A 21,866-nucleotide genomic window follows, 5' to 3' on the forward strand; every position below is an offset into this window, starting at 1 on the left:
ATACTATACTTTATGGAATATTCAGTTAAGGCTAGTTCATCTTCAAAAGATCAAGCGGCAATCAACATAAAAACTTCAGAAATTAATTTTGGAATCACACCTGAAACAGCCGATGATTTACCCAATCCAGCCGAATTATTTTTAGGATCCTTTTCCGCTTGTATCCTAAAAAATGTGGAACGTTATTCTGCATTAATGAATTTTGAATATTCTAATGCCGAAATCACTGTAAAAGCAACACGGCTAGAAAAACCACCACGAATGGACGAAATTTATTATGAGTTACATATTTACAGCCAAGACGATCATGTGAACCTAAGTCTGCTTAAAAAGAACATTGAAAAATTTGGGACCATATTTAATACCGTAAAGCTATCCTGTACTATTATTGGAGACGTTAGACTAATCTCTCAATAATACTAGTGCCCTATCCCGTGTAAGATTATGGTTACACAAGTTGGTTTGCAAGAAGATTTATTTCTATTTTTAATACTTGACTTGTTCATCGTAACATTCTGTACAATTCATGTACAAATCCATTGCGCTTCATTTTAACTAGCTGTAACCCATGATTAAATTCTTTAGAAAAATTAGACAACAACTACTCTCTGAAAATAAGGTCAATAAATATCTATTGTATGCCATAGGTGAGATTATCCTTGTGGTGATTGGAATTTTAATTGCATTACAAATCAATAATCTTAACGAAGCCAAAAAGACCAGAGCTCAAGAAGTGGCTTATTTAAAGAATATTAAGAACGATCTTGAAGTCACCAATGCAGAAATAGACCAATATGTTGCTTCAAGAGCGCAACGTGCAAGTGCCGCCAGTAGTGTTGTTGAACATTATAATGGAAAACCTATAACCGATTGGAATGAATTTAACAAGCACACCATAGATGTCTATACTTGGCAACGGTTTTATCAAACAGATAATACCTTTCAGGAACTTATGAATTCTGGAAATTTTGCCATCATTTCTAATGATTCTATAAAAAATGAATTGCTTACCGTAGATAAGCTTTATAAAAAATTAAAATATACAGAAGACCATTTTAGATACGATGCAGAAATAACACTCTACGAACCGTCTTATGCCATGACAGACATCCACTCGCTATCCAACAATTACTTCTATCAAAAATCTGATGGCAAAAATGGCTTTTTAGGTAATTTAGGTGAAGATGATTTTCGCGAAATGCTAAAAGACCAAAAACAAAAAAATGGATTTGTCTTTGCTGCCATGTACTTTAAAGGAATGAATACTGCGCTTTTAAACATAAAAGAAAAAAACGAACGCATAATAGCACTTATAGACAGCGAGTTTCAAAAATAATCTTGTCATTCTGTGCCTGCCTGTCGGCAGGCTTAATGCGGAAGGGGTAAATTTGTATGTTCGGGAAAAGGGTTCTATATAACTTTGAAAAAGAAAAGCGATCGCACCGACGCTAATAGTAATCCTTACAACCTAATACTTCATTATTAAATTAAGTACCTTTAAGTCTGTAACTTAGGTTGTGGAAAAACTACCTTACTTGGTGTCCTTACGTACTTCATGAAAAAAAATACATTTTTTACTTCACCAAAAGAAAAGACATTATGGCTTTGGGCAGTGGTGGTGCTTATGGCTATTTATGCTTCCCTATTTTTAGGAGGACAACTTTTAGATTTAATGGTAGAACGGCACATCATAGAACAAAGTACGTTTTATCTATTTCTTGTTTTGATTGTTGCTTTTATCCTAAGCGGACTTAAAAGTAAAAAGAAACGAATGGAGTACTGGATCTATGCTGGCGTCATTGCGGTATATGGAATGGCGTTGTTACGGATGGATCTCTCCACAGCCGAGCGCTCTCATATGTTTGAATATGGCTTGTTTGCGGTATTAATTTACGAAGCCTTATTAGAAAGGAAACGCAATGGAGCACAGGTTCCTTATCCTATAGTACTATCCATTATGATCGCAGGAACGGTCGGGTTATTAGACGAGGTTATCCAATATGTTATTCCCTATCGTGTCTTTGATGTGGTGGATATCGGTTTTAATTATATAGCAGCTGCCATAGGGGTGCTTTTTAACATTGGAGCACAAAAGTTGCACCTCATTTTCTCAAAATGGAATGAATAAATAAAAAACAACGAAAGCCTGCCTACCCTTCGACAAGTTCAGGACAACGCTTCTGAAAAATCCTACGGATATTACTCTTGTTCGTGATAATTTAATAACTTAGTTGCTGGCACAATGCAACCAGCCAATCACAAAAGCGTTGGCCGTAATATAAAAATTACAGAATATGAAAGTAACGCTCATTAGTATTCCCGTTCGAGACCAAGAAAAAGCCTTAAAATTTTATACAGAGAAATTGGGCTTTATCATAAAGAAGGACCAACCTTTAGGTGGTGGAAATAGATGGCTTACCTTAGTTTCAAAAGAATGGCAAGATGGGCCAGAATTATTATTGGAACCAGGACCCAATCATTTTGAACCTTGCAAAGTCTATCAAGACGCACTCATGGAAGCCGGAATGCCATACACTCAATTTGATGTTAAAAGTGTTGATGCAGAATATGAGCGACTAAAAAAACTGGGAGTAGAATTTAGCGTGAAACCTTCTACCATGGGTTCCTGGAAATATGCAGTATTTAACGATACCTGCGGAAATAATATTCAACTTGTAGAAGCACCATAAAAACACTATTGCACCAATCTCCATAAATAATCTTACCCCATAAATACCTTTTAACGTATATTTCATGCACGGAAGTTTATCTCAATTTAAAGCAATGCTAGCCCGAAAAAAAGAACGGGATGATAAAAAACGCGTAAAAAATGATAGCAGTACTTATAATGTGTATGATACAAAACCCGACTATGGGTTCCCAAAGCTTTCCGATGCAGCACTAGAAAAGGTAAAAAGCGATATTAGACAAAAAATTAGAGCAGAAAAACGAAAAGAATTAATTATTTACGGGACTGTCTTTACAATCATCATCTTAGTCATTCTATCGCTGTTTTAAAAACCTACCCACGACACACCACCACGGGAAAAACTTTATAGCCAGAAGGAATAGAAAGTAGTCACTTTAGCTTACAAAGTAATCACTTAGGCTTATAGTATGGGCACCCAAGTAGAAACGCTAAAAGAGGTCTTGCGGAAGGGTTAATTTATTATCTTTGAGAAAGTCGATCTGTATATCAACAACGAAATAGTTGATATAACGAGTTGGCAATAATTCCTACCCATCAAACAAAAAATTATTCTTTTTAAGATAAGAGGTAAGAAATAAAAAAAGAGTAATAAACTAAAAATTTAGAAAAATAAGTTTTTTAAAATGGTAAACTAAACAAATATGTAAAACAAAACAATATCATGACATCAAAAATGTATTTCATTATATGCGTATTTTGGTTGATTCCATTTTGCGCAGGGGCGCAAAATCGACTACCAATCATTGATATGCATTTGCATGCCTTTTCGATGGACGAAATACCATCAGGTACTCCTGCTTGTCCAGGCGACCAAAATATACTGGTTCCAACCTTTGATCCTGCCGAGGAGCTTGATTTCTCCAAATCTTTTAAGTGTAGTAATCCTATTTTTGCAGCCAAAGATGATTTAGATTTACGCAACAAAACATTAGCGGCACTAAAAAAATACAATATACGTCGAGCAATGACCGAAGGTCCGGTAGAAATAGTTACTGATTGGTCCAAGGCTGAAGGTGGCGACGTTATTCTGCCAGGAGTCGCTTTTGGTAAGAGAAAGGAAAAGTCTATTGAAGAACTGAAACGATTACACGCTAACGGTCAACTTGCTGTGCTTGGAGAGGTCTACATTCAATATCGTGGTCATCGTCCCGACAATCCGCGTTACGAAGCGTATTTTGCACTGGCAGAAGAACTTGACATCCCAGTCGGAATCCACCTTGGCGAAGGACCTCCAGCAGCCGCCCGTTTCCCAGGATACGAAGAATATCGTGCCAGCATGGGATCCCCCTTCTTGCTTGAAGACGTTTTGCGTAAGCATCCAAAGCTTCGTATTTACGTTATGCACTACGGCTCACCATTAGTAGACGAGATGATATCTATGATGTTCACACATACTAACCTTTATGTTGACATATCCTGCAACAACTGGAGCTTTCCTCGAGCACAATTCTACGATGCGCTCAAGAAAATGATTGATGCAGGTTTCGAAAAGCGCATTATGTTTGGTTCAGACCAGATGTATTGGCCAGACGCAATTGGCGAAGCAATAAAATCAATAGATGAGGCACCATTTCTAACCGATGAGCAAAAACGTGATATTTTCTACAACAATGCTGCTCGGTTTCTACGCTTAAGTGAGGAGGAAATTGCAAAAGATCACGGGCAATAAATTTTTATCAATTAATTTAGTTTTAATCTATAGTTCAATGCATCTGAAATTGAATATTAGAATAATACATTAATTATTTTAAACAGCGTATATAAGTCCATTTTTAGTAAAAAAATGAGAGAGTTGGAAAAATAGAACTACTGGCAACACCTTGTATAATTCATTGCTAGTTCTAGCCTACTTACGAAAATTTGCTAGCGCACAGTTCGCACTTCGTGCTCGTGTCTCGCGGATTTTCTACCTGCCTGACGGTAGGCAGGCTTGACACGGAATCCATTATAAAACAACACGCTCGGTTAAGTGGACACCCAATTACTTCGACAGCACTTCGACAGCACTTCGACAGGCTCAGTGTGACAGCTCAGCACAGGCAAGGCAGGAATAACAAACCCGACGAACCAGAAGACGGAATCTAAATGCTGTACCAAACTACAAGAAGCCCGGCTATGGGGCTCTTTTTGCGCCAAATGCACACAAAGAAGTAAACAAAATTTTTAGTAAAAGCAATAAAATGTTGATAGACTATCAAAAAACTGTTTAAAAACTAAACAGAATATTGATAAAGTATCAAAAATATGTTTAAAACACTAAACAAAATTTTTAATCTACGCTTATGAAAACCCCTAGAACCCCTATAGCTACTTGCCCAGACGTGGGTAAGGTAATACGCACCCATATAAAAAAAAGAAGAATATCAAAAGCTGCACTATCACGTAACGTAAATCACAGCCACCAAGCGTTGCACTCCATTTTACAAAGGCATAGCCTGCAGTTGCAAACACTTTGGGAGTTATGTGTGGCGATGCGGCACAATTTTCTGTTAGACCTCGCGGCACAACTGCCTGCAGACTTTACCACCAACGCCCCAGACCCTACCCTAGCCCTACAAGAGGAGCTTGCACAATTGCGGGAGGAAAACCTACGTCTTACCACCCAAGTAGAAACGCTAAAAGAGGTGATGCGGAAGGGGTAAATTTGTATATTTGGGAAAGCCGATTGGTATATCGACAACAAAAAACAGTCGATATCCTGACCTAGTTACGGTATATCAGTTATACATGTAACGATATAACAAGTTGGGCCTAATTAAAAAAGAATAAATGTTTGCGATTTCACCCACAGATATTAATTGGTTTAAATTCCTCAAAAATGAAGGTCTTAATAACGAGGTGAACTTTTGGACACCTACACCTTGGAATGTTTCAAGACTTGCTTCTGGGGATAGACTATACTTTATGTTAAAATCACCAATTAGAAAAATTGGAGGTTATGGACAATTTTTGGATTACAAGAACACGACTGTAAATCAAGCATGGAACGAATTCGGTCTTAAAAACGGGTGTGCAAGTAAAAAGGAATTTACAGAAAGACTTGACAAGTATAAATCCGAAAGAAGTACAGATGAAACTAGTGTCTCAGATTCAGAAATTGGATGTATAGTTTTAACTAACGCCGTATTCTTCGATGAAGATGCTTTTTTGGATTTAGACAATTATGAAATAGATTTTTCACGGTATATAGTCAAAATTAAATACTACAATTCAGAAGACCCGTTGCAGATTCAAGAACAAGCAATGGAACTTCCTTCAACTTTTGAACTTCTTCAAACCGATGCGGAGAAATTGAAAAAAGCCAGGTTGGTAACTGAACGAAAAGGTCAAGGTATTTTTAGAGCTAAACTGACTTTGGCTTATAATAACAAATGCTGTATAACAGGTGAAGATACGCCCGAACTACTAGAAGCTGCGCATATCCAACCATACATTGACAAAAACTCTAATCACGTTAAAAACGGTTTACTATTAAGGGTGGATTTTCATAAGATTTATGATAGTGGTTTGATGTATATTGATGATAATTATAAAATTCATATAAGTCCGCACATAGAATCGGAATTTTACAGAAGATACAATGGCAAGGAAATAAATCTTCCCAACGATGAAAACCTTCGTCCTTCAAAAGAAGCATTGATGTATAAACAATTTGAATTCAGAAATGAGTAAGAGTTTTGAAGAAATAAAGGAATTGATAATCCAATTCAGAGAAGAAAGAGATTGGAAACAGTTTCATAGGATTAAGGATTTACTATTAGGTCTAAACATAGAAGTGGCGGAACTTCAAGAACTCTTTTTGTGGAAATCAGATAACGAAATACAACAGATAAAGAAAGCTGAAATTGAAAATGAAATTGCGGATATTTTTATTTTTCTCACTTATATATGTGACGAATTTGACATTGACCTCAAAACTGCAATTAATAAGAAGATTGAACTGAATAAGAAGAAATATCCAGTTGAAAAAAGCAAAGGTTCAAACAAGAAATACAATGAATTAAAAAGCTAGGCTCGTGCATTATCCAAATAGTTAGCGTTTTTTTTTACGCTACGTTTCCTACACAAGACCGTTATATGCGATGTCAAAAAAACTACAAAATAAGGAATATAGTATATCGACATTAAAAGGTGTAATTGGTGCAATTCCATTTGCGGGTACTTTAGTCAATGAACTTCTATTTGATGCTCGATCACGAATCAAACAAGAAAGGGTGAATGAATTTATTATAAAATTTAGCGAGCTAATAGATGAGCACACAGAAGAAGATTTTTCGTTACTGAATCTCAATAATGAACAATTAAGTGACATTCTAGAAGAGATAATTATATCAGTATCAAAAACTTCAGCAGAGCATAAAAAGGAAATTTTTAAGAAAATTCTTTTGAATCAGTTAAAATCTAGTGAAGTTGATACTGACGATACCTTACGATTTGTGAATATTACTAATGAAATAAACAATAGACAATTTGAAATTCTTAAATCGTTTCATTCATTAAGTGACAAAGTCCTAAAATATAAGGTTCAAATTCTAGAGTTAAAGGATGAAGCTAGACAATTGAATGCTCGATTAGTAGATTTAAAAAATGAATATGTCGGATCTAAAGAAACATCAGAGAAAATTGAAAAAAGACTCAAGGATATTCCAAAACTAATAAAGAGGCGTGAAATGGCTCTGACTCAAAACAACGTTAATCCGAACACTCACAGCACATTTAACATTAGTAGAGAACTTTACATTACTGAAATGCACGACTTAATAGCTAAAGGATTGCTTTTTGATTTCGCGATTCGGACAAACCTAGTTCAACCATTTGTTCATTTTGGAATAACCCAACTTGGACGAAGCTATATGAAATATATTATTGACGAGTAACACTTCATATAACAACAGCTAGCCCTAGGCTACGTTTTGATGGATAATTGAAATTGTTTTCCTACTTTTAATCTTATTAATTAATCCGACTAATACTAATTGGAGGCATCCTTAAAACCTCAACCCAAAGCCTAGTCGTATATTTCTCCCTTTTGTCTGGTAGCGGTACAATTCTTCAAAGTCGGTATTTAAAATATTATCCACCCCTAGCATTAATTTAAGGTTTTTAGTCAATTGGTGGCTCACGTTAAAATTAAGTAGCGAGTAGCTTTCCAATAGCGCCGTTTCACTTTCAAACGTATCGGGATTAAAAAAGGTGTCGTCACGTTCAGAGACATTCATAAAGCTTAAGCCCACATTCGTTTTTGCAGTAGGGGCATACTGCACACTGGCATTCACTTTATGCTCTGGAATACGCAAGGCAAAACGCTCATCGGCTTGGGTATTGGTATAATTGGCAGTGAGGGTCACCTGCGCTATGGGGGTATAAAACACTTCCACTTCTAACCCACTGGCTTTAAAGGTTTTGGCGGTATTTTGGTATTGGTAGGTAAACAAATCGGGGTCCACCACCACAAAATCGACAAAGTTTTCTTCCTCCCGTTGGAAACAGACCGCACTTACTCTAAAGCGTTTGTTGGAAATCTCAAACCCCCCTTCTAGGGTGGTGTTTTCTTCGGGTTGTAATGCCTCATTTCCGTAAATAGGGTCGTATATCTGGAACAGCGACGGCGTGATATAGGCAGTGCTATAGGAGCCTAAAAGCTTTAGATTAAAAGTGCTTATATCCACATTATAAGACGGATTTACCTGATACACCAAGTGGTTTCCGTACAAACTGTGGATGTTCATTCGGGCGCCCGTGCTTACATTCAGTCCAAAAGCGGAGGTGTACAACACATTTACATAAGGATCGAAGAAATTAAATTGGGCAGTATCCTCATCCACATCCTGCGCAAATTGGGTATCCCCAAACGGAATGGTAAAAGAATTCATCTTGCTCAAGTTCCCGCCCAGTCCAACAATGGCTTTAAATTCCTTACCAAAATTATACTGCAAATAGTTATCAAAATTGTACACCTTGGCGTCGTATTGTGCAGGAAACGAAGAAGTGATTTCACGCTCCACCACACTATAATTATCATTAAACACATACTCCCCTTTCTTGAATTTCCATTCAAAATGCCCTCCCGTACGGAATTGTTTGGTCTCGTTGGTATAATTGGCATCGGTATAGCTAAAATCATCAAAGCCCGAAGTCAACTTATCAAACGCCACAAACTGACTGATGGTGATGTCCTTGGTGATGTTTACTCCTACATTTACTTTCGCATTAAAATTATTAAAAAGGTCGGCTTCAAAAGCATCTTCTCCTTCGGGTGCTGCAATGGCTGAAAGTCCGTTACTGTATCGATGATTGGCTTCGGCTTGGTAAAAGAACTTGCCCATACTCCCAGAAATCACTGCGTTATTGGTGATGCTTTCTACGGGATAGGTATCATCTTCGGCACTTCTATCGGTACCAAACATACTGGTAGTTGAGACGGCAAACGGCTTTTTGGAAGGATCTTTTGTGGTAATGCTAATCACCGCCGTTGCGGCACCGCTTCCGTATAACACACTGGAGGCGCCTTTCATCACTTCAATTTTTTCAATGTTTGCAAGGGATACCAAGCGTAAATCATAATCGTTAGAAATTTGTGAGGCATCATTTAACGGCACGCCATCCACCAAAATAAGCACTTGCCTGTTGCGGCCTCCGCGTACAAAATATCCTAGGTTTTGACCGTTGTTGCTATTGCTTCCGTTGATTTCGAAGCCTGCCACCTCATTGATTACCTGTGCTACCGATTTCCCAGCGTTCTGCTGGATGGTTTCCTGCGAAATGACGGTAACCGTCTTTCCGCTTTGTTTACGGTCTATAGACACCTTAGTATCGATATACACCGAATCTAGCTTTTGCACCGAATCTAAGACGGTTGTTTGTTGTGAAAAAAGAAAGGAAGTCCCCAAAAGGAAACTCATGGAAAAAAATAAAATAGTTCTCATTTTAAAATAGTTTTAAAACGGAAAAAGTAATTGATGAATCTTACGAAAGCCCAAAATTAAGGTTCCTGAGCTGTGTCGAAGGACCCAAACCTTTATCCCGAAAGTTTGACAAAATGTTGAAAATTGGCAGGTCTCCTGGCTTGCCTGTCGCACTTACCTTCCCATTCCTAAGGAACAGTGGTTTGAAGAATAGTGCTATCAAGACAAACATCGTCTTGACGGCTTACAGTTGCGGGAACAGCTTCGGATTCTAACCGAATTCCCTTTTAATTTTCCTTTACCAAAAAAGAAAAACCAAATTTCGGGTCAAAAATACATTTTTATAGATTGCCCCTACAAGATAAATTCCATTATTTTTGAAGATGCTTAAAAAACTATTTCCACTACTCATTCTCCCCTTCGTTTTCTCCTGCAAACATGCGGAAGAGAAAAAAACAATAACACCTACTACCCCATCGATTGTGGTGCAATACGCCCAAGGATTTGAAATTGAAGACTTCGAAACCTATAAAATAGTCACCCTTAAAAACCCTTGGCCTGGTGCTACCGAAACCTATACCTATGCCTTAGTCCAAAAAGGAGCGACAGTTCCAGAAACACTTGAGGTAACGACAGTGGTGGAAGTTCCGTTAAAAAATATTGTGGTGACCTCCACCACGCACATTCCTTCCTTAGAAATGCTGGAAGTGGAAAACAAACTAATTGGATTCCCGAATCTCGATTATATCTCTTCCGAAAAAACACGTGCCCTTATTGACTTGGGGGCCATAAAAGAACTTGGCAAAAATGAAGACATCAATACCGAAGTGCTTATTGATCTAAGCCCCGATGCCGTGGTGACATTTGCGGTGGCAGGACAAAATAAAACGGTATCAACTATTGAAAAAACAGGGATTCCGGTATTGTATAATGCCGATTGGACTGAAACACACCCACTAGGTAAAGCCGAATGGATTAAGTTTTTTGGAGTGCTCTTCGGAAAGGAAAAAGAAGCCGATAGTATCTTTTCAGACATTGAAAGAAACTACAACGAAGCAAAGCAACTGGCTTCCACCTCCAATTCAAAACCCACCGTGTTAAGCGGTGCGATGTTCAAAGATGTGTGGTACCTCCCTCAGGGCGATAGTTGGGCGGCACAGTTTATTGCTGATGCCAACGGCGACTATCTCTGGGGTGACTCTGAAGGCACTGGGAGTTTATCTCTGAACTTAGAAACAGTTTTGGAAAAAGGCAAGAATGCCGATTTCTGGATTGGTCCCAGTCAGTTTTCCAGTTATGTTCAAATGGAGGAAGCACATTCGGTTTATTCAGAATTTAGGGCCTATCAGGAAAAGAAAGTATTCAGCTTTACTACTAAAAAAGGCGCTACAGGAGGTGTTATTTATTATGAATTAGCCCCAAATCGCCCCGATTTAGTATTGAAAGACATCATTAAAATTTTACATCCCGAGCTTTTACCGGACTATGAATTATTCTTTTTTGCACCTTTGCAATAATGGAAACCCAAAAATCGTATAAAAAAGTATTCCTGCTATTATTCGTTTTACTAATAGCCTTCTTCTTTGTGAATATCAGCTTAGGGTCGGTGGCCATTCCATTAAAAGATATTTTTGCCAGCTTTTTTGGCGGCGAAGTTTCAAAATCCTCTTGGGAATACATTATTACGCAATACCGCGTACCCAAAGCCATCACCGCTATTTTAGTCGGCAGTGGATTAGGGGCTGCTGGGCTGCTCATGCAAACACTTTTCAGAAATCCATTGGCAGGTCCATTTGTCCTAGGATTGAGTAGCGGTGCCAGTTTGGGTGTGGCTTTCTTAATTTTGGGTGCCGGAGCGTTTGGAGGCTTTTTAAGCAATGCTTTGGTAAGTGAATGGAGTTTGGTGTTGGCTTCGGCTTTTGGAAGTTTTTTGGTCCTTCTGGCGGTGTTAGCAGTTACCTTTAGAGTAAAAGATACCATGGCGATTCTAATTATTGGATTGATGTTTGGGAGTGTGACTTCGGCGGTGGTGGCGGTATTATCTTATTTCACCAATGCCGAAAAACTGCAACAATATGTTTTTTGGTCTTTTGGAAGCTTGGGAAACCAATCTTGGAATGGTGTACTCATTCTTACTATTTGTGTACTTGTTGGGCTATTCATTGCATTCTTTTCGGTAAAATCATTAAACGCCTTACTCTTAGGAGAAAACTATGCGAAAAGTTTAGGGGTTCAATTAAAACGCACGACCCTACTCATTATCTTTTCTACAAGCATTCTCGCAGGAGCCATCACCGCATTTGCAGGACCCATCGCCTTTATTGGCTTGGCAGTGCCGCATATCACCCGACAATGGGTAACCACTTCCAATCATAGAGTGTTGTTGCCTGCTGTATTGCTTTTAGGAGCTATTGTTATGCTTATATGTGATAGTATTGCGCAAATACCGTTTAGCGAATACACACTACCTATTAATGCCATTACGTCTTTGGTGGGTGCGCCTGTCGTGATTTGGTTATTGGTGAGAAAGAAAAAATTATTGTTTTAATGGCTTCGGAAAACCAACATAGCGTATTAAAAGTGACGAATCTTTCTATAGGATATTCCCATAATAAGAAGGATACTGTGGTGGCTCAAAATCTTTCTTTCGAATTAAATAAGGGCGAACTCATTGGAATGGTGGGTGCCAACGGCATTGGAAAATCGACCCTACTCCGGACACTCACTGGAATGCAGAAACCACTTGCAGGAACGATTTCAATATTAGGAAAAAAACTTGAGGAGTATCACTCCCTGGAATTGGCTTCTTTATTAAGTGTGGTATTTACTGAAGCGCCAGCCTCAAAAAATTTATCGGTGTTAGAATTTGTTTCCCTTGGGAGACAGCCCTATACCAATTGGATGGGAACACTCACTCCTACCGATACAAAAAAAATTGACTGGGCGTTGGAGATCACCGATACTCAAAAACTGTCCCAACGAAAGTGTTTTGAGTTAAGTGACGGGCAGTTACAACGTGTTGCTATTGCTAGAGCTTTAGCGCAAGACACCCCTATAATTGTTCTCGATGAACCAACCACACACTTAGATTTATATCATAGGGCGTATGTATTGAAATTGTTGAAAAAATTGACCAAAGAGACTGAAAAAATTATCCTTTTTTCGACCCACGAAATAGATTTGGCAATACAATTAAGTGATAAAATAGGGGTGTTAACTACAGACGCATTTTATTTCGACCAACCTTGCAAACTCATTGAAGGAGGAAAATTTAATACTCTTTTCCCCGAAGACACCATCCTTTTTGATGCCAAAACAGGTCGATTTACTATAAAGGATTAAGTATCTTTACTAAAATTTTCTACATAAAATGAGCGAAACTTTTATCGTCTTTCTTATTGGATCTCTTTCAGCCCTTGCAGGTGCATATCTTGGCAATTTAATCGCACAATTACGAAACAAAACCCAAACGGGAAAGTTGGAAGAGCGTATTAATCAGTTAAAAGAACAAGAGGAAAAACTTCAGGAGCGTCTTCAACATACTATTGATGAACGAGAAACCATTCGTAAAGAAAAAGACTTTTTAAATACCGAATTGGTTAAGAGAAATGCTCAAAATGAAAATCTAGAAAGAAAATTGAATGAGCAAAAAGATGAATTAGAAAAATTACAAGAAAAATTTACTGCTGAGTTTGAAAATCTTGCCAATAAAATTTTAGACACAAAGTCTGAAAAATTTACCAAGCAGAATAAAGAAAACCTAGATTTAATATTAAAACCGCTTCAGGAAAAAATAGCAACGTTCGAAAAACGTGTAGAAGATACCCACAAAGAAAGTATTGATCGTCATGCGATGCTTCGTCAACAGATTATTGGCTTAAAAGAGCTTAACGAGCAAATGAGTAAAGAAGCTACTAATCTTACCAAAGCACTAAAAGGAGATAGCAAATTACAGGGGAATTGGGGGGAATTGGTTTTAGAAAGAGTGCTCGAAAAAAGTGGTTTAGAAAAAGACCGAGAATATTTTGTACAAACCAGTTTTACTAACGAAGACGGAAAAAGAGTGCTTCCCGATGTAGTGCTTCACCTACCCGATAATAAAAAAATGATTATCGATTCTAAGGTCTCCTTAGTGGCCTATGAGCGTTTTGTAAATGAAGAGGAAGATGATGTAAAAGCGCAATTTTTAAAAGAACATATCAATTCTTTGAAAAAGCATATTGAGCAATTAAGTGCTAAAAATTACCAGGATATTTACAAAATTGAAAGTCCCGACTTTGTATTGCTTTTTGTCCCAATTGAACCGGCCTTTGCAGTAGCAATAAATCAAGATAACGCTTTGTATAATTGGGCGTTTGAGAAAAATATTGTGATTGTAACACCTACTACCCTTCTAGCTACATTACGTACGATTGATAGCATGTGGAATAATGAAAAGCAACAACAAAATGCATTGGAAATAGCCACCCAAGCAGGGGCTTTGTACGATAGCTTTACCAGTTTGACCGATGAATTAATTAAAGTGGGGAAGCAAATAGGAACAGTCCAAGGCACTTATGAAACCGCTATGAAAAAATTAACGGGACGAGGGAACCTCATCACTAGAGTAGAACGATTAAAGAAACTTGGAGCCAAGGCCAGTAAAAATATTGACCAAAAGCTTTTAAAAAGAGCAGAAGAAGACGAAGATGAATAAAAAAAGAGGCTGAAAATGATTCAGCCCCTTTTTAAAAGGAAAGGAAAAAGTAAAGACTACTTTTTAACTACTTTAAAAGTCTTTTGTAAATCGTTAGACATCACGGTCACAAAATAAATTCCAGAGTTAAGTTGTGCCATGTCAATGGCAATGGAAGTTCCTTCAACGGCTTGTACGTCTACTTTTTTTCCTAAAATGTCGTAAACTTGGTACGCTGTTAAAGAAAATTCAGAGGTAACAGTCAGTTTATTAATTACTGGATTAGGAAAATGGTTTACGCTTAATGCAAAGTTATCTTCCACTCCTGCAATTTGTTCAACCGTAATAACGCCTTCCATGGCAGAATGCACATCACAACCGTAAGGATTTACTCCCGGCATGGTAAATGTGTGAGAAAAGGTAAATCCTAGTCCGGTTTCAACTCCGCTGTCAAAAACTTCTGTAGATCCAGAATCACTTGTTACGGAGTGAGGTACTGTGTCTGCCCAAGTCCAGGTAACGGTATCACCAACTTCAATTGTAATGGTGCCTTCAGTACCTGTGGTTGTGGCCCAATCAATAAAATGTTCTGTTTGTGCACTAGCAAACATAGTGGTTAAAAGTGCGACGAATAATAAAGTAACTTTTTTCATTTTAAGTAATTTTTAAAGGTTAATTTTTAATATGTTGATTTATTAATATGCAACGTGTGTTTATAATTTCATTTTAAAATACTCTACTTAAGTTAAATCCAAAGAAAAAATCGCCATCACCCCAATCGCCTTGCCCTTGGACAATAAATCCATCTTCGAACATGGCCTGAGCGTTCGTAAAATGCATTTGAAATACATGACCTCCTGTTTCCAAATCAACACCAATGGAAAGCGGATTTTTAAAAATGGAATTACTATTTCGGTTGAGATGAATGCCATAATCCATATTCAAACTCCAACGCTTGGTTAATTTGTAACGCCCTCCTACGCCTATAGCAAATTGGTTATTTTCTTCATCATAATTTTCAAATTCTGTATCACTTATTTCTACAAAGCTTCGGGTCGCTAGATTTTCATGAACATGAGTCGGTGCAATAAGGAACGAAAAGTCTTCAGAAAATTTTCTAGAAATTAGAATTTGGTTGACATAATTAACTCTATCGCTAAATTCAAGATTTGGCAGTAAATCTTTATCTAGAGCTGTATTTATGGTTACTAGGTTATACCCTACAATGGTAAAGGGAAATCCATCTTTTTCTTGCTGAAGCAATCGGTATTTTGCGTGAATTCCATATTTTTTTTGAAACGAGCTTCGCGCGACTCCAATATTAATCCCATCAGTAATTCCGTAAATAAACTTTAGTTGGGTTACCGCATTATCCAACCCAAAAAAATCATCAAATCCATTTTTTACGGTTCCAAATCGGTGCGAAACAATAAAGAATAGGTCTTTTCCTCCTGCGAGTTTTGTCGACTCAAAATTGACAATTTTTAAACCTTTAAAGGCAGAAGAAACCGTGTTATCTACTTCTACTCCTGCTTCTAATTCGTTTAAAAGGTCATCTTGTGCTAAAACAAAAAAGGGTAGTAATAAAATTATAAATAGTAGCTTTTTCATGGGTAGTGAGTTAGAGAACATTGGTCTAGTTTTGCTATTTCAAATAGATCATCGTAGCCAATACAACGACCTTTAATGGTTACTTTTTTATTTATTTCTAATCCCTGAGGAAGTTGGTTAAAGGTACACTGAATAGCTTCGTCAAGGGTTGCCGATTGTGCATCCATTTCCGTAATCACACCAGTCACTTCAACCGTTTTATTCAAAATACGCTCCGTATTATCTGAAGCAAACATACCTACCAATTCTTTTGCTTCTACTTTAACGGAAGCTTCTTCAGTTTCAATGTTCCTATGGTTTTTGTAGAGGTACTTATAACCTGTATAAGCACCTACTACAATCACCAAAAACGCTATTAATATGTAATTTCTCTTTTTCATAGATACTATCTTAATAGCGAATATTTTGCACTGACATGAACTTCTTCAGCAATTTTATTGCTTACAATTTTTGGTATTTCAATGTTAAAATCGGTGGGATTTAAAACAAATTGTGATTCTACAAGTAAACTATCGCCTTTTTTTGAAATGGATATTGACGTTTCAAAAGGTTTTGTAACACCGTGAATTGTAATTGTTCCTTCCAAAGTATAATTTAAAGTTCCTTCGGTGAGTTTTGAAGCAGAAAAGTCTTTTAGTTTTCCTTTTACTATTGCCTTTGGAAATTTTGAAGATTCCATATAATTTTCGTTGAAGTGCTCCTCCATTAGTGCAACTTTAAATCGAAAACCATTTATCAAAACCAAAGAAGCAAAGTCACCTGTTTCAGCATTTAAAATGGCGCTTACATTTTCATTTTTTGCTTTTACTTCTTCAAAAGAAGGTACTGAAGCTTCAAAAACAATGGTACCGTTTTTAGTACTATATTTTTCTTGTGCAACTACCAAAGTTGTAAACACAAAACTTAAACATACTATGATATACTTCATTTTCATATAATTAATTTTCTAGAAGACCGTCTTCTTCCCATGAAACAATAAGATTTATAGTAGTTTGTGGTAGCCTTGGCCCCCCCAGCGGCATCAATCCGGACTCGCCTTCATTACGGCTAATTCTATCAAGTAATCCTCTCGAGATTACTGCATCTCTAACATTCTCAAAGGTTACCAAAGGCATTGGCGCTCCATTTTGAGGAGGATTTGAATGACATTGCAAACAGTTATTCTCAAATATTGATTTTACATCTTGAAACGTAGTAAGTTCTGGAGTTTCTTGCACTGGCTCCATAACATCGTCTAAGGTATTGGTACTACAACTGCTTATACCTAGCAACGTAATCGAAAAAATAATAACTTTTAATTTCATAGTCTTTAGTATATAACGTTCCAATCAAGTTTAATCATTATAAAATTGTTAAAGAATGATATTACTCATATTAGTAGTAAAACAATAAAGACCAAGTTTACCCTACCTAAAAATGAAAAAATAGATGGTAGTAGGGCATAATTCTGTTAAATTTTATAATAAAGAGCTGTCAGTTTATATGGCTATATATCAATTAGTTACACTTTATCGATTTAATTTGCACTTATAACGAAAATATAAAATTCATTATAAGATATTTCCTACATCGCCTTATTTTTGCCTCATAAGAAGTTAAACCCCCAAATTAAACCACTTATGAAATCATTATTACTATTCATTTTTTTTGTTCCATTTTTGGCTTTTAGTCAAGTAGGTATTAACACAACAACCCCCCAAGCAACTTTAGATGTTAATGGTACTTTAAGAGTCACTAATACAACAGGTACTAACTCTGCCAAAGTAATAGGGGTGGATAGTAACGGAACGGTAACACAAGTTGGTGTAGGTTCAAATTTATCTTTAGACAGCGGAGTACTAAATGCTTCTGGCTCAAACAAATATTTGGTTCGGTTAGTACCTACAGTAACTCTTTCCTCTGGTCACAAGTTTAATAACTTGAACTTAGATCTTAATGGAGTAAATAAGGATATTGTAGTTTTTAGGTTAACGGGTTCTTCCCATAATTTTGAAGTTACAGGAATTCAAGGAGGGACAGATGGAAAACACATTATATTACTTAATGTAAGTGCTAATAATTTTAGGCTATCGGATGAGAGCTCAGATTCTTTAGCAATAAATAGAATAATAACACTTGCGGGAAGTTTCGAAGCAACATCAGGGCAAGGTTCTGCAGAGCTTGTGTATGATGGAATCTCGCAAAGATGGATTATTTTAAATTTCAGAAACTAAAAATTCAAACTCTCCTTTTAAAACTTTAAAAAAAATGTCTTCTGTAGAAGGCATTTTTTTAGTTCAAATATTACAAATTCAAAATAAAATATTTTTTCTAAATACACTATTATATAGTTAATTATCAACACTTTAACGAATATTTATGTGTTATGTCGTAAAATAATTTAAAATGTTTTGCTATTGACTATATTTAATTGACTATTAATCAATTGGGGTTGATTATGAAGCTAGAACTATTTTTTTTGGTCTTTTTTTCTTGTCACCTTAGTTTCGCTCAAGTTGGTATCAATACCACTACTCCTAATGAAACTTTGGATGTGAATGGAACGTTAAGAATTCAAAATACAGGGACCATTAATTCTTCAAAAATACTGGGTCGTGATACTAATGGAACTGTAGGAACAATCGATGTTGGCGATAATATCACTATTAATAATAATACCCTCTATGCAGATGGATCTAATCAATATGGAATTGTAAATATTCCTATTACTGCAAATACTCCCAATACCAAAATACATGATCTAGATTTAGATTTAGGGGGTGCTAATGCGTTTAAAACAGTATTTAGATTAACAGGTGCCAATGCTAGTTTCACTATTACTGGGATAGATGGCGGAACAGATGGTAGACATGTGCTCTTGTTGAATATTAATTCAAGTAATATGACATTAGATCATGAAAATGTACAATCAACCGCATCAAATAGAATCAATACCTTAGGAACCCCAAGTGAAGCAACATCTGGCCAAGGAGCCATTGAACTAGTGTATGATGGTGTTTTAAACCGCTGGCTTATTCTTAATGTGAGAAACTAATATAAAAGTTACCTATTTAAATACATTCTTCGTCTTGAATATATTTCATAAAATTCATCGTCTTTTAAGCTGTCGATAAACAATATACTTTCGCCTGTACTTTTCATTTCTGGCCCTAATTTTTTATCCACATTAGGAAACTTATTAAAGCTAAAAACAGGTTGCTTAATGGCATATCCTTTTAGCTGAGGGTTAAAATTAAAATCACTTAACTTGTTATGCCCAATCATCACTTTTGTAGCATAATTTACATAAGGTTCCCCATAAGCTTTTGCGATAAAAGGAACGGTCCTAGACGCTCTTGGGTTCGCTTCTATGATGTAAACATTATCGTCTTTAATGGCAAATTGAATGTTTATTAGACCCACTGTATTTAAAGCTAGAGCAATCTTTTTGGTGTGATCTTTTATTTGCTGAATGATTAAATCCCCTAAATTGAATGGTGGTAATGTCGCATTAGAATCTCCAGAGTGCACTCCACAAGGTTCTATATGCTCCATAATACCAATTATATAAACATTTTCTCCATCGCAAATGGCATCGGCTTCTGCTTCAATAGCACCATCGAGGTAATGATCTAGTAATAATTTATTATTCGGGATTTTACGAAGTAAATCGACGACATGTTCTTCCAATTCCCGCTTGTTAATTACAATCTTCATCCCTTGTCCTCCCAATACATAGGAAGGTCTAATAAGTAAGGGAAAGTCTAATTCATCGGCAAGGGCCAATGCTTCCTCTGTAGTTTCGGCAGTACCAAACTCTGGGTAAGGAATGTTATTCTCTTTTAACAGTGTAGAGAAGCTACCTCTATCTTCAGCCAAATCCAAAGATTGATAGGTGGTTCCCATAATTTTAATTCCGTAACGATCAAGCTTTTCAGCAAGTTTTAAAGCAGTTTGTCCACCTAGCTGAACGATAACTCCTTCAGGTTTTTCGTGACGAATGATGTCGTAAATATGTTCCCAAAAAACAGGCTCAAAATATAACTTATCTGCTACATCAAAATCGGTAGAAACCGTTTCTGGGTTACAATTAATCATAATCGTTTCATATCCACATTCAGCCGCTGCTAGCACTCCATGAACGCAACAATAATCGAACTCAATTCCTTGTCCAATTCGGTTAGGCCCCGAACCAAGTACAATAATTTTCTTCTTATCGGTTACGATACTATCGTTTTCTGAATATGGCTTCCCACTTGTGGTCTCCATTTCGTTTTCGAAGGTGGAATAATAATAAGGTGTATGGGCTTTAAATTCGGCAGCACAAGTATCAACGAGCTTATAAACTCTTTGAATATTAAATTCTTCACGCTTTTTATACACTTGACTTTCTAAGCATTTAAGCATATGTGCAATTTGTCTATCACCGTAGCCTTTTTGTTTTGCTTCAAGTAGTAATTCTCGAGGTAAAGTATCTAGTGTGAACCTTGAAATTTCTTTTTCAAGAAGGTATAGCTCTTCGTATTGACGAAGATACCACATATCTATTTTGGTAATTTCGTGGATACGACTCAATGGAATCCCCATCTGGATAGCATCATAAATCACGAAAACTCGGTCCCAACTTGCATTGGTAAGCTTATCTATAATTTGATCGTAATTGGTGTAGTTTTTTCCATCTGCCCCTAAACCATTTCTTTTAATTTCTAATGACTGTGTCGCTTTATGAAGAGCTTCTTGAAAAGATCTACCTATACCCATCACCTCCCCAACAGCTTTCATTTGAAGTCCTAAGGTACGATCTGCCCCTTCAAACTTGTCGAAATTCCATCGAGGGATTTTTACAATCACATAATCGAGTGTAGGCTCGAATAATGCCGAAGTTGATTTTGTAATTTGATTATTTAATTCATCAAGGTTATAGCCAATAGCAAGTTTTGCTGCAATTTTGGCAATAGGATATCCCGTAGCTTTTGAGGCCAATGCCGAAGAACGTGACACCCGTGGATTAATTTCAATGGCAATTATATCTTCTTTTTCATCAGGACTCACGGCAAATTGCACATTACACCCTCCAGCAAAATTTCCTATGCTACGCATCATATGAATTGCCATATCACGCATACGTTGGAAAGTAACATCACTTAAAGTCATTGCAGGAGCAACTGTAATAGAATCTCCCGTATGAATTCCCATGGGATCCATATTTTCTATGGTACAGATAATGACAACGTTATCATTATTGTCCCTAAGTAATTCTAATTCGTATTCCTTCCACCCCATCATGGCCTTATCAATCATCACTTCGTGAATGGGTGATACTTCCAATCCATTTCGTAAGTGTTCATCAAAATCTTCAGCCTTATACACTATGGATGCCCCTGCTCCACCAAGGGTAAAAGAAGATCTAATAACTAAAGGAAAACCAAACTCTTGCGCAATCTCTTTTCCTTTTAGATAGGAATTTGCAGTTGCTTGAGGCGCCATTGGGATTCCTATTTTTTCCATTAGGTTTCGAAATTGCTCCCTGTCTTCAGTGATATTGATGGCATTAATATCAACACCAATAATTTTTACATTAAAATCGGCCCAAATTCCCTTTTCATCAGCTTCAATACAAAGATTTAATGCAGTTTGTCCTCCCATTGTGGGTAATACTGCATCAATTTGTGGGTGTTCCTTTAATATTTTTACAATTGACTTAGTCGTTAATGGCAGCAAATAAATGTGATCTGCCATCACAGGGTCTGTCATAATAGTAGCAGGATTGGAATTTATTAAAACTGTCTCAATTCCATCCTCTTTTAAAGAACGCAGGGCTTGTGATCCAGAGTAATCAAACTCACACGCTTGACCAATAATAATAGGGCCTGAACCAATAATTAAAATGGATTTTAAATCGTTGTTTTTGGGCATTTTTACTTCTTTTTTTTGGCGTTTAAAATTACGATTCGTTAGGGTATAAAAAAAAGGTGTTGTTTAAAAA

The 21,866-nt window shown here is 36.7% G+C and carries 23 protein-coding genes and 1 riboswitch; of the genes, 16 read left to right on the forward strand and 7 right to left on the reverse strand.

All coding sequences use genetic code 11. The features are described from left to right. The first annotated feature begins 12 nt into the window (after window positions 1-12). The 10 genes from KXJ69_RS08270 (at window position 13) to KXJ69_RS08315 (ending at window position 7,587) form a co-directional block, all read left to right on the forward strand. A complete protein-coding gene (locus KXJ69_RS08270) occupies window positions 13-417 on the forward strand; it encodes an OsmC family protein (protein ID WP_219052545.1) in 405 nt (134 codons plus the stop codon). Window positions 418-568: 151 nt separating this feature from the next. Continuing rightward, the gene (locus KXJ69_RS08275; RefSeq protein WP_219052546.1) at window positions 569-1,336 is read left to right on the forward strand and encodes a DUF6090 family protein; all 768 of its coding nucleotides are present in this window, start codon (window positions 569-571) and stop codon (window positions 1,334-1,336) included. Between the two features lie 219 nt (window positions 1,337-1,555). Further along, window positions 1,556-2,128, forward strand: a complete 573-nt coding sequence (locus KXJ69_RS08280; RefSeq protein WP_219052547.1) for a VanZ family protein — start codon at window positions 1,556-1,558, stop codon at window positions 2,126-2,128. A 166-nt stretch (window positions 2,129-2,294) separates the two neighbouring features. Then, window positions 2,295-2,690: a VOC family protein gene (locus KXJ69_RS08285; protein WP_219052548.1), complete on the forward strand. Its 396-nt coding sequence runs from the start codon at window positions 2,295-2,297 to the stop codon at window positions 2,688-2,690. A 64-nt stretch (window positions 2,691-2,754) separates the two neighbouring features. Then, a complete protein-coding gene (locus KXJ69_RS08290) occupies window positions 2,755-3,018 on the forward strand; it encodes a hypothetical protein (RefSeq protein ID WP_219052550.1) in 264 nt (87 codons plus the stop codon). Window positions 3,019-3,371: 353 nt separating this feature from the next. Further along, a complete protein-coding gene (locus KXJ69_RS08295) occupies window positions 3,372-4,379 on the forward strand; it encodes an amidohydrolase family protein (protein ID WP_219052552.1) in 1,008 nt (335 codons plus the stop codon). Between the two features lie 613 nt (window positions 4,380-4,992). Further along, the gene (locus KXJ69_RS08300) at window positions 4,993-5,352 is read left to right on the forward strand and encodes a hypothetical protein (RefSeq protein ID WP_219052554.1); all 360 of its coding nucleotides are present in this window, start codon (window positions 4,993-4,995) and stop codon (window positions 5,350-5,352) included. A gap of 127 nt (window positions 5,353-5,479) precedes the next feature. Further along, complete coding sequence (locus tag KXJ69_RS08305) at window positions 5,480-6,382, forward strand: HNH endonuclease (protein ID WP_219052555.1); 903 nt, start codon at window positions 5,480-5,482, stop codon at window positions 6,380-6,382. After that, entirely contained in the window at window positions 6,375-6,722 is a 348-nt protein-coding gene (locus KXJ69_RS08310) for a nucleotide pyrophosphohydrolase (RefSeq protein WP_219052557.1), read from the forward strand. Before KXJ69_RS08305 ends, KXJ69_RS08310 begins: the two co-directional genes overlap by 8 nt. 70 nt (window positions 6,723-6,792) lie before the next feature. Further along, a complete protein-coding gene (locus KXJ69_RS08315) occupies window positions 6,793-7,587 on the forward strand; it encodes a coiled-coil domain-containing protein (protein WP_219052559.1) in 795 nt (264 codons plus the stop codon). Window positions 7,588-7,698: 111 nt separating this feature from the next. On the opposite strand, the gene KXJ69_RS08320 is transcribed toward KXJ69_RS08315, so the two are convergent. Further along, entirely contained in the window at window positions 7,699-9,636 is a 1,938-nt protein-coding gene (locus KXJ69_RS08320) for a TonB-dependent receptor plug domain-containing protein (RefSeq protein WP_219052561.1), read from the reverse strand. A gap of 108 nt (window positions 9,637-9,744) precedes the next feature. After that, window positions 9,745-9,950: riboswitch (cobalamin riboswitch) on the reverse strand. Window positions 9,951-9,998: 48 nt separating this feature from the next. On the opposite strand from KXJ69_RS08320, the gene KXJ69_RS08325 reads away from it, so the two are divergent. The 4 genes from KXJ69_RS08325 to KXJ69_RS08340 are packed head-to-tail and all read left to right on the forward strand — an operon-like array spanning window position 9,999 to window position 14,311. Further along, window positions 9,999-11,132 (forward strand): ABC transporter substrate-binding protein, encoded by a 1,134-nt coding sequence (locus KXJ69_RS08325; RefSeq protein WP_219052562.1) that lies wholly within the window; start codon window positions 9,999-10,001, stop codon window positions 11,130-11,132. Beyond that, the gene (locus KXJ69_RS08330; protein WP_219052564.1) at window positions 11,132-12,163 is read left to right on the forward strand and encodes a FecCD family ABC transporter permease; all 1,032 of its coding nucleotides are present in this window, start codon (window positions 11,132-11,134) and stop codon (window positions 12,161-12,163) included. Before KXJ69_RS08325 ends, KXJ69_RS08330 begins: the two co-directional genes overlap by 1 nt. Next, window positions 12,163-12,957 carry an ABC transporter ATP-binding protein gene (locus KXJ69_RS08335; RefSeq protein WP_219052566.1) on the forward strand — a complete coding sequence of 265 codons (795 nt, stop codon included), beginning with the start codon at window positions 12,163-12,165 and terminating at the stop codon, window positions 12,955-12,957. The genes KXJ69_RS08330 and KXJ69_RS08335 overlap by 1 nt, the downstream gene beginning before the upstream one ends. Before the next feature lie 28 nt (window positions 12,958-12,985). Next, window positions 12,986-14,311, forward strand: coding sequence for a DNA recombination protein RmuC (locus KXJ69_RS08340; protein WP_219052567.1), 1,326 nt, complete (start codon window positions 12,986-12,988; stop codon window positions 14,309-14,311). A 56-nt stretch (window positions 14,312-14,367) separates the two neighbouring features. Here the strand turns inward: KXJ69_RS08340 and KXJ69_RS08345 are convergent, their stop codons facing one another. The 5 genes from KXJ69_RS08345 to KXJ69_RS08365 form a co-directional block, all read right to left on the reverse strand. Further along, the gene (locus KXJ69_RS08345; RefSeq protein ID WP_219052568.1) at window positions 14,368-14,943 is read right to left on the reverse strand and encodes a T9SS type A sorting domain-containing protein; all 576 of its coding nucleotides are present in this window, start codon (window positions 14,941-14,943) and stop codon (window positions 14,368-14,370) included. A gap of 73 nt (window positions 14,944-15,016) precedes the next feature. Next, window positions 15,017-15,901, reverse strand: coding sequence for a DUF5777 family beta-barrel protein (locus tag KXJ69_RS08350; protein WP_219052570.1), 885 nt, complete (start codon window positions 15,899-15,901; stop codon window positions 15,017-15,019). Next, entirely contained in the window at window positions 15,898-16,281 is a 384-nt protein-coding gene (locus tag KXJ69_RS08355; RefSeq protein ID WP_219052571.1) for an OB-fold protein, read from the reverse strand. Before KXJ69_RS08355 ends, KXJ69_RS08350 begins: the two co-directional genes overlap by 4 nt. Window positions 16,282-16,286: 5 nt before the next feature. Next, the gene (locus KXJ69_RS08360; RefSeq protein WP_255571289.1) at window positions 16,287-16,829 is read right to left on the reverse strand and encodes a YceI family protein; all 543 of its coding nucleotides are present in this window, start codon (window positions 16,827-16,829) and stop codon (window positions 16,287-16,289) included. Window positions 16,830-16,839: 10 nt separating this feature from the next. Then, window positions 16,840-17,205 (reverse strand): hypothetical protein, encoded by a 366-nt coding sequence (locus KXJ69_RS08365; RefSeq protein WP_219052574.1) that lies wholly within the window; start codon window positions 17,203-17,205, stop codon window positions 16,840-16,842. Window positions 17,206-17,520: 315 nt separating this feature from the next. Here KXJ69_RS08365 and KXJ69_RS08370 point away from each other — a divergent pair, with 315 nt between their 5' ends. Beyond that, on the forward strand, window positions 17,521-18,114 hold the full coding sequence (locus KXJ69_RS08370) for a hypothetical protein (RefSeq protein WP_219052575.1): 594 nt from the start codon (window positions 17,521-17,523) through the stop codon (window positions 18,112-18,114). Between the two features lie 224 nt (window positions 18,115-18,338). Beyond that, on the forward strand, window positions 18,339-18,935 hold the full coding sequence (locus KXJ69_RS08375) for a hypothetical protein (protein WP_219052577.1): 597 nt from the start codon (window positions 18,339-18,341) through the stop codon (window positions 18,933-18,935). 8 nt (window positions 18,936-18,943) lie between these two features. On the opposite strand, the gene carB is transcribed toward KXJ69_RS08375, so the two are convergent. Continuing rightward, window positions 18,944-21,796: a carbamoyl-phosphate synthase large subunit gene (gene carB, locus KXJ69_RS08380; protein WP_219052578.1), complete on the reverse strand. Its 2,853-nt coding sequence runs from the start codon at window positions 21,794-21,796 to the stop codon at window positions 18,944-18,946. Window positions 21,797-21,866: the final 70 nt, after the last annotated feature.

The organism is Halomarinibacterium sedimenti (genome assembly GCF_019312585.1).
Lineage (GTDB): Bacteria > Bacteroidota > Bacteroidia > Flavobacteriales > Flavobacteriaceae > Halomarinibacterium > Halomarinibacterium sedimenti.

What these genes read in the sequence shown, in the direction of transcription:
- KXJ69_RS08345 (WP_219052568.1), bottom strand. Translation starts at nt 14,943, where the DNA reads ATGAAAAAAGTTACTTTATTATTCGTCGCACTTTTAACCACTATGTTT.
- KXJ69_RS08375 (WP_219052577.1), top strand. Translation starts at nt 18,339, where the DNA reads ATGAAGCTAGAACTATTTTTTTTGGTCTTTTTTTCTTGTCACCTTAGT.
- KXJ69_RS08330 (WP_219052564.1), top strand. Translation starts at nt 11,132, where the DNA reads ATGGAAACCCAAAAATCGTATAAAAAAGTATTCCTGCTATTATTCGTT.
- KXJ69_RS08310 (WP_219052557.1), top strand. Translation starts at nt 6,375, where the DNA reads ATGAGTAAGAGTTTTGAAGAAATAAAGGAATTGATAATCCAATTCAGA.
- KXJ69_RS08350 (WP_219052570.1), bottom strand. Translation starts at nt 15,901, where the DNA reads ATGAAAAAGCTACTATTTATAATTTTATTACTACCCTTTTTTGTTTTA.
- KXJ69_RS08285 (WP_219052548.1), top strand. Translation starts at nt 2,295, where the DNA reads ATGAAAGTAACGCTCATTAGTATTCCCGTTCGAGACCAAGAAAAAGCC.
- KXJ69_RS08270 (WP_219052545.1), top strand. Translation starts at nt 13, where the DNA reads ATGGAATATTCAGTTAAGGCTAGTTCATCTTCAAAAGATCAAGCGGCA.
- KXJ69_RS08295 (WP_219052552.1), top strand. Translation starts at nt 3,372, where the DNA reads ATGACATCAAAAATGTATTTCATTATATGCGTATTTTGGTTGATTCCA.
- KXJ69_RS08290 (WP_219052550.1), top strand. Translation starts at nt 2,755, where the DNA reads ATGCACGGAAGTTTATCTCAATTTAAAGCAATGCTAGCCCGAAAAAAA.
- KXJ69_RS08335 (WP_219052566.1), top strand. Translation starts at nt 12,163, where the DNA reads ATGGCTTCGGAAAACCAACATAGCGTATTAAAAGTGACGAATCTTTCT.
- KXJ69_RS08365 (WP_219052574.1), bottom strand. Translation starts at nt 17,205, where the DNA reads ATGAAATTAAAAGTTATTATTTTTTCGATTACGTTGCTAGGTATAAGC.
- KXJ69_RS08370 (WP_219052575.1), top strand. Translation starts at nt 17,521, where the DNA reads ATGAAATCATTATTACTATTCATTTTTTTTGTTCCATTTTTGGCTTTT.
- KXJ69_RS08360 (WP_255571289.1), bottom strand. Translation starts at nt 16,829, where the DNA reads ATGAAGTATATCATAGTATGTTTAAGTTTTGTGTTTACAACTTTGGTA.
- KXJ69_RS08280 (WP_219052547.1), top strand. Translation starts at nt 1,556, where the DNA reads ATGAAAAAAAATACATTTTTTACTTCACCAAAAGAAAAGACATTATGG.
- carB (WP_219052578.1), bottom strand. Translation starts at nt 21,796, where the DNA reads ATGCCCAAAAACAACGATTTAAAATCCATTTTAATTATTGGTTCAGGC.
- KXJ69_RS08315 (WP_219052559.1), top strand. Translation starts at nt 6,793, where the DNA reads ATGTCAAAAAAACTACAAAATAAGGAATATAGTATATCGACATTAAAA.
- KXJ69_RS08340 (WP_219052567.1), top strand. Translation starts at nt 12,986, where the DNA reads ATGAGCGAAACTTTTATCGTCTTTCTTATTGGATCTCTTTCAGCCCTT.
- KXJ69_RS08305 (WP_219052555.1), top strand. Translation starts at nt 5,480, where the DNA reads ATGTTTGCGATTTCACCCACAGATATTAATTGGTTTAAATTCCTCAAA.
- KXJ69_RS08355 (WP_219052571.1), bottom strand. Translation starts at nt 16,281, where the DNA reads ATGAAAAAGAGAAATTACATATTAATAGCGTTTTTGGTGATTGTAGTA.
- KXJ69_RS08325 (WP_219052562.1), top strand. Translation starts at nt 9,999, where the DNA reads ATGCTTAAAAAACTATTTCCACTACTCATTCTCCCCTTCGTTTTCTCC.
- KXJ69_RS08300 (WP_219052554.1), top strand. Translation starts at nt 4,993, where the DNA reads ATGAAAACCCCTAGAACCCCTATAGCTACTTGCCCAGACGTGGGTAAG.
- KXJ69_RS08275 (WP_219052546.1), top strand. Translation starts at nt 569, where the DNA reads ATGATTAAATTCTTTAGAAAAATTAGACAACAACTACTCTCTGAAAAT.
- KXJ69_RS08320 (WP_219052561.1), bottom strand. Translation starts at nt 9,636, where the DNA reads ATGAGAACTATTTTATTTTTTTCCATGAGTTTCCTTTTGGGGACTTCC.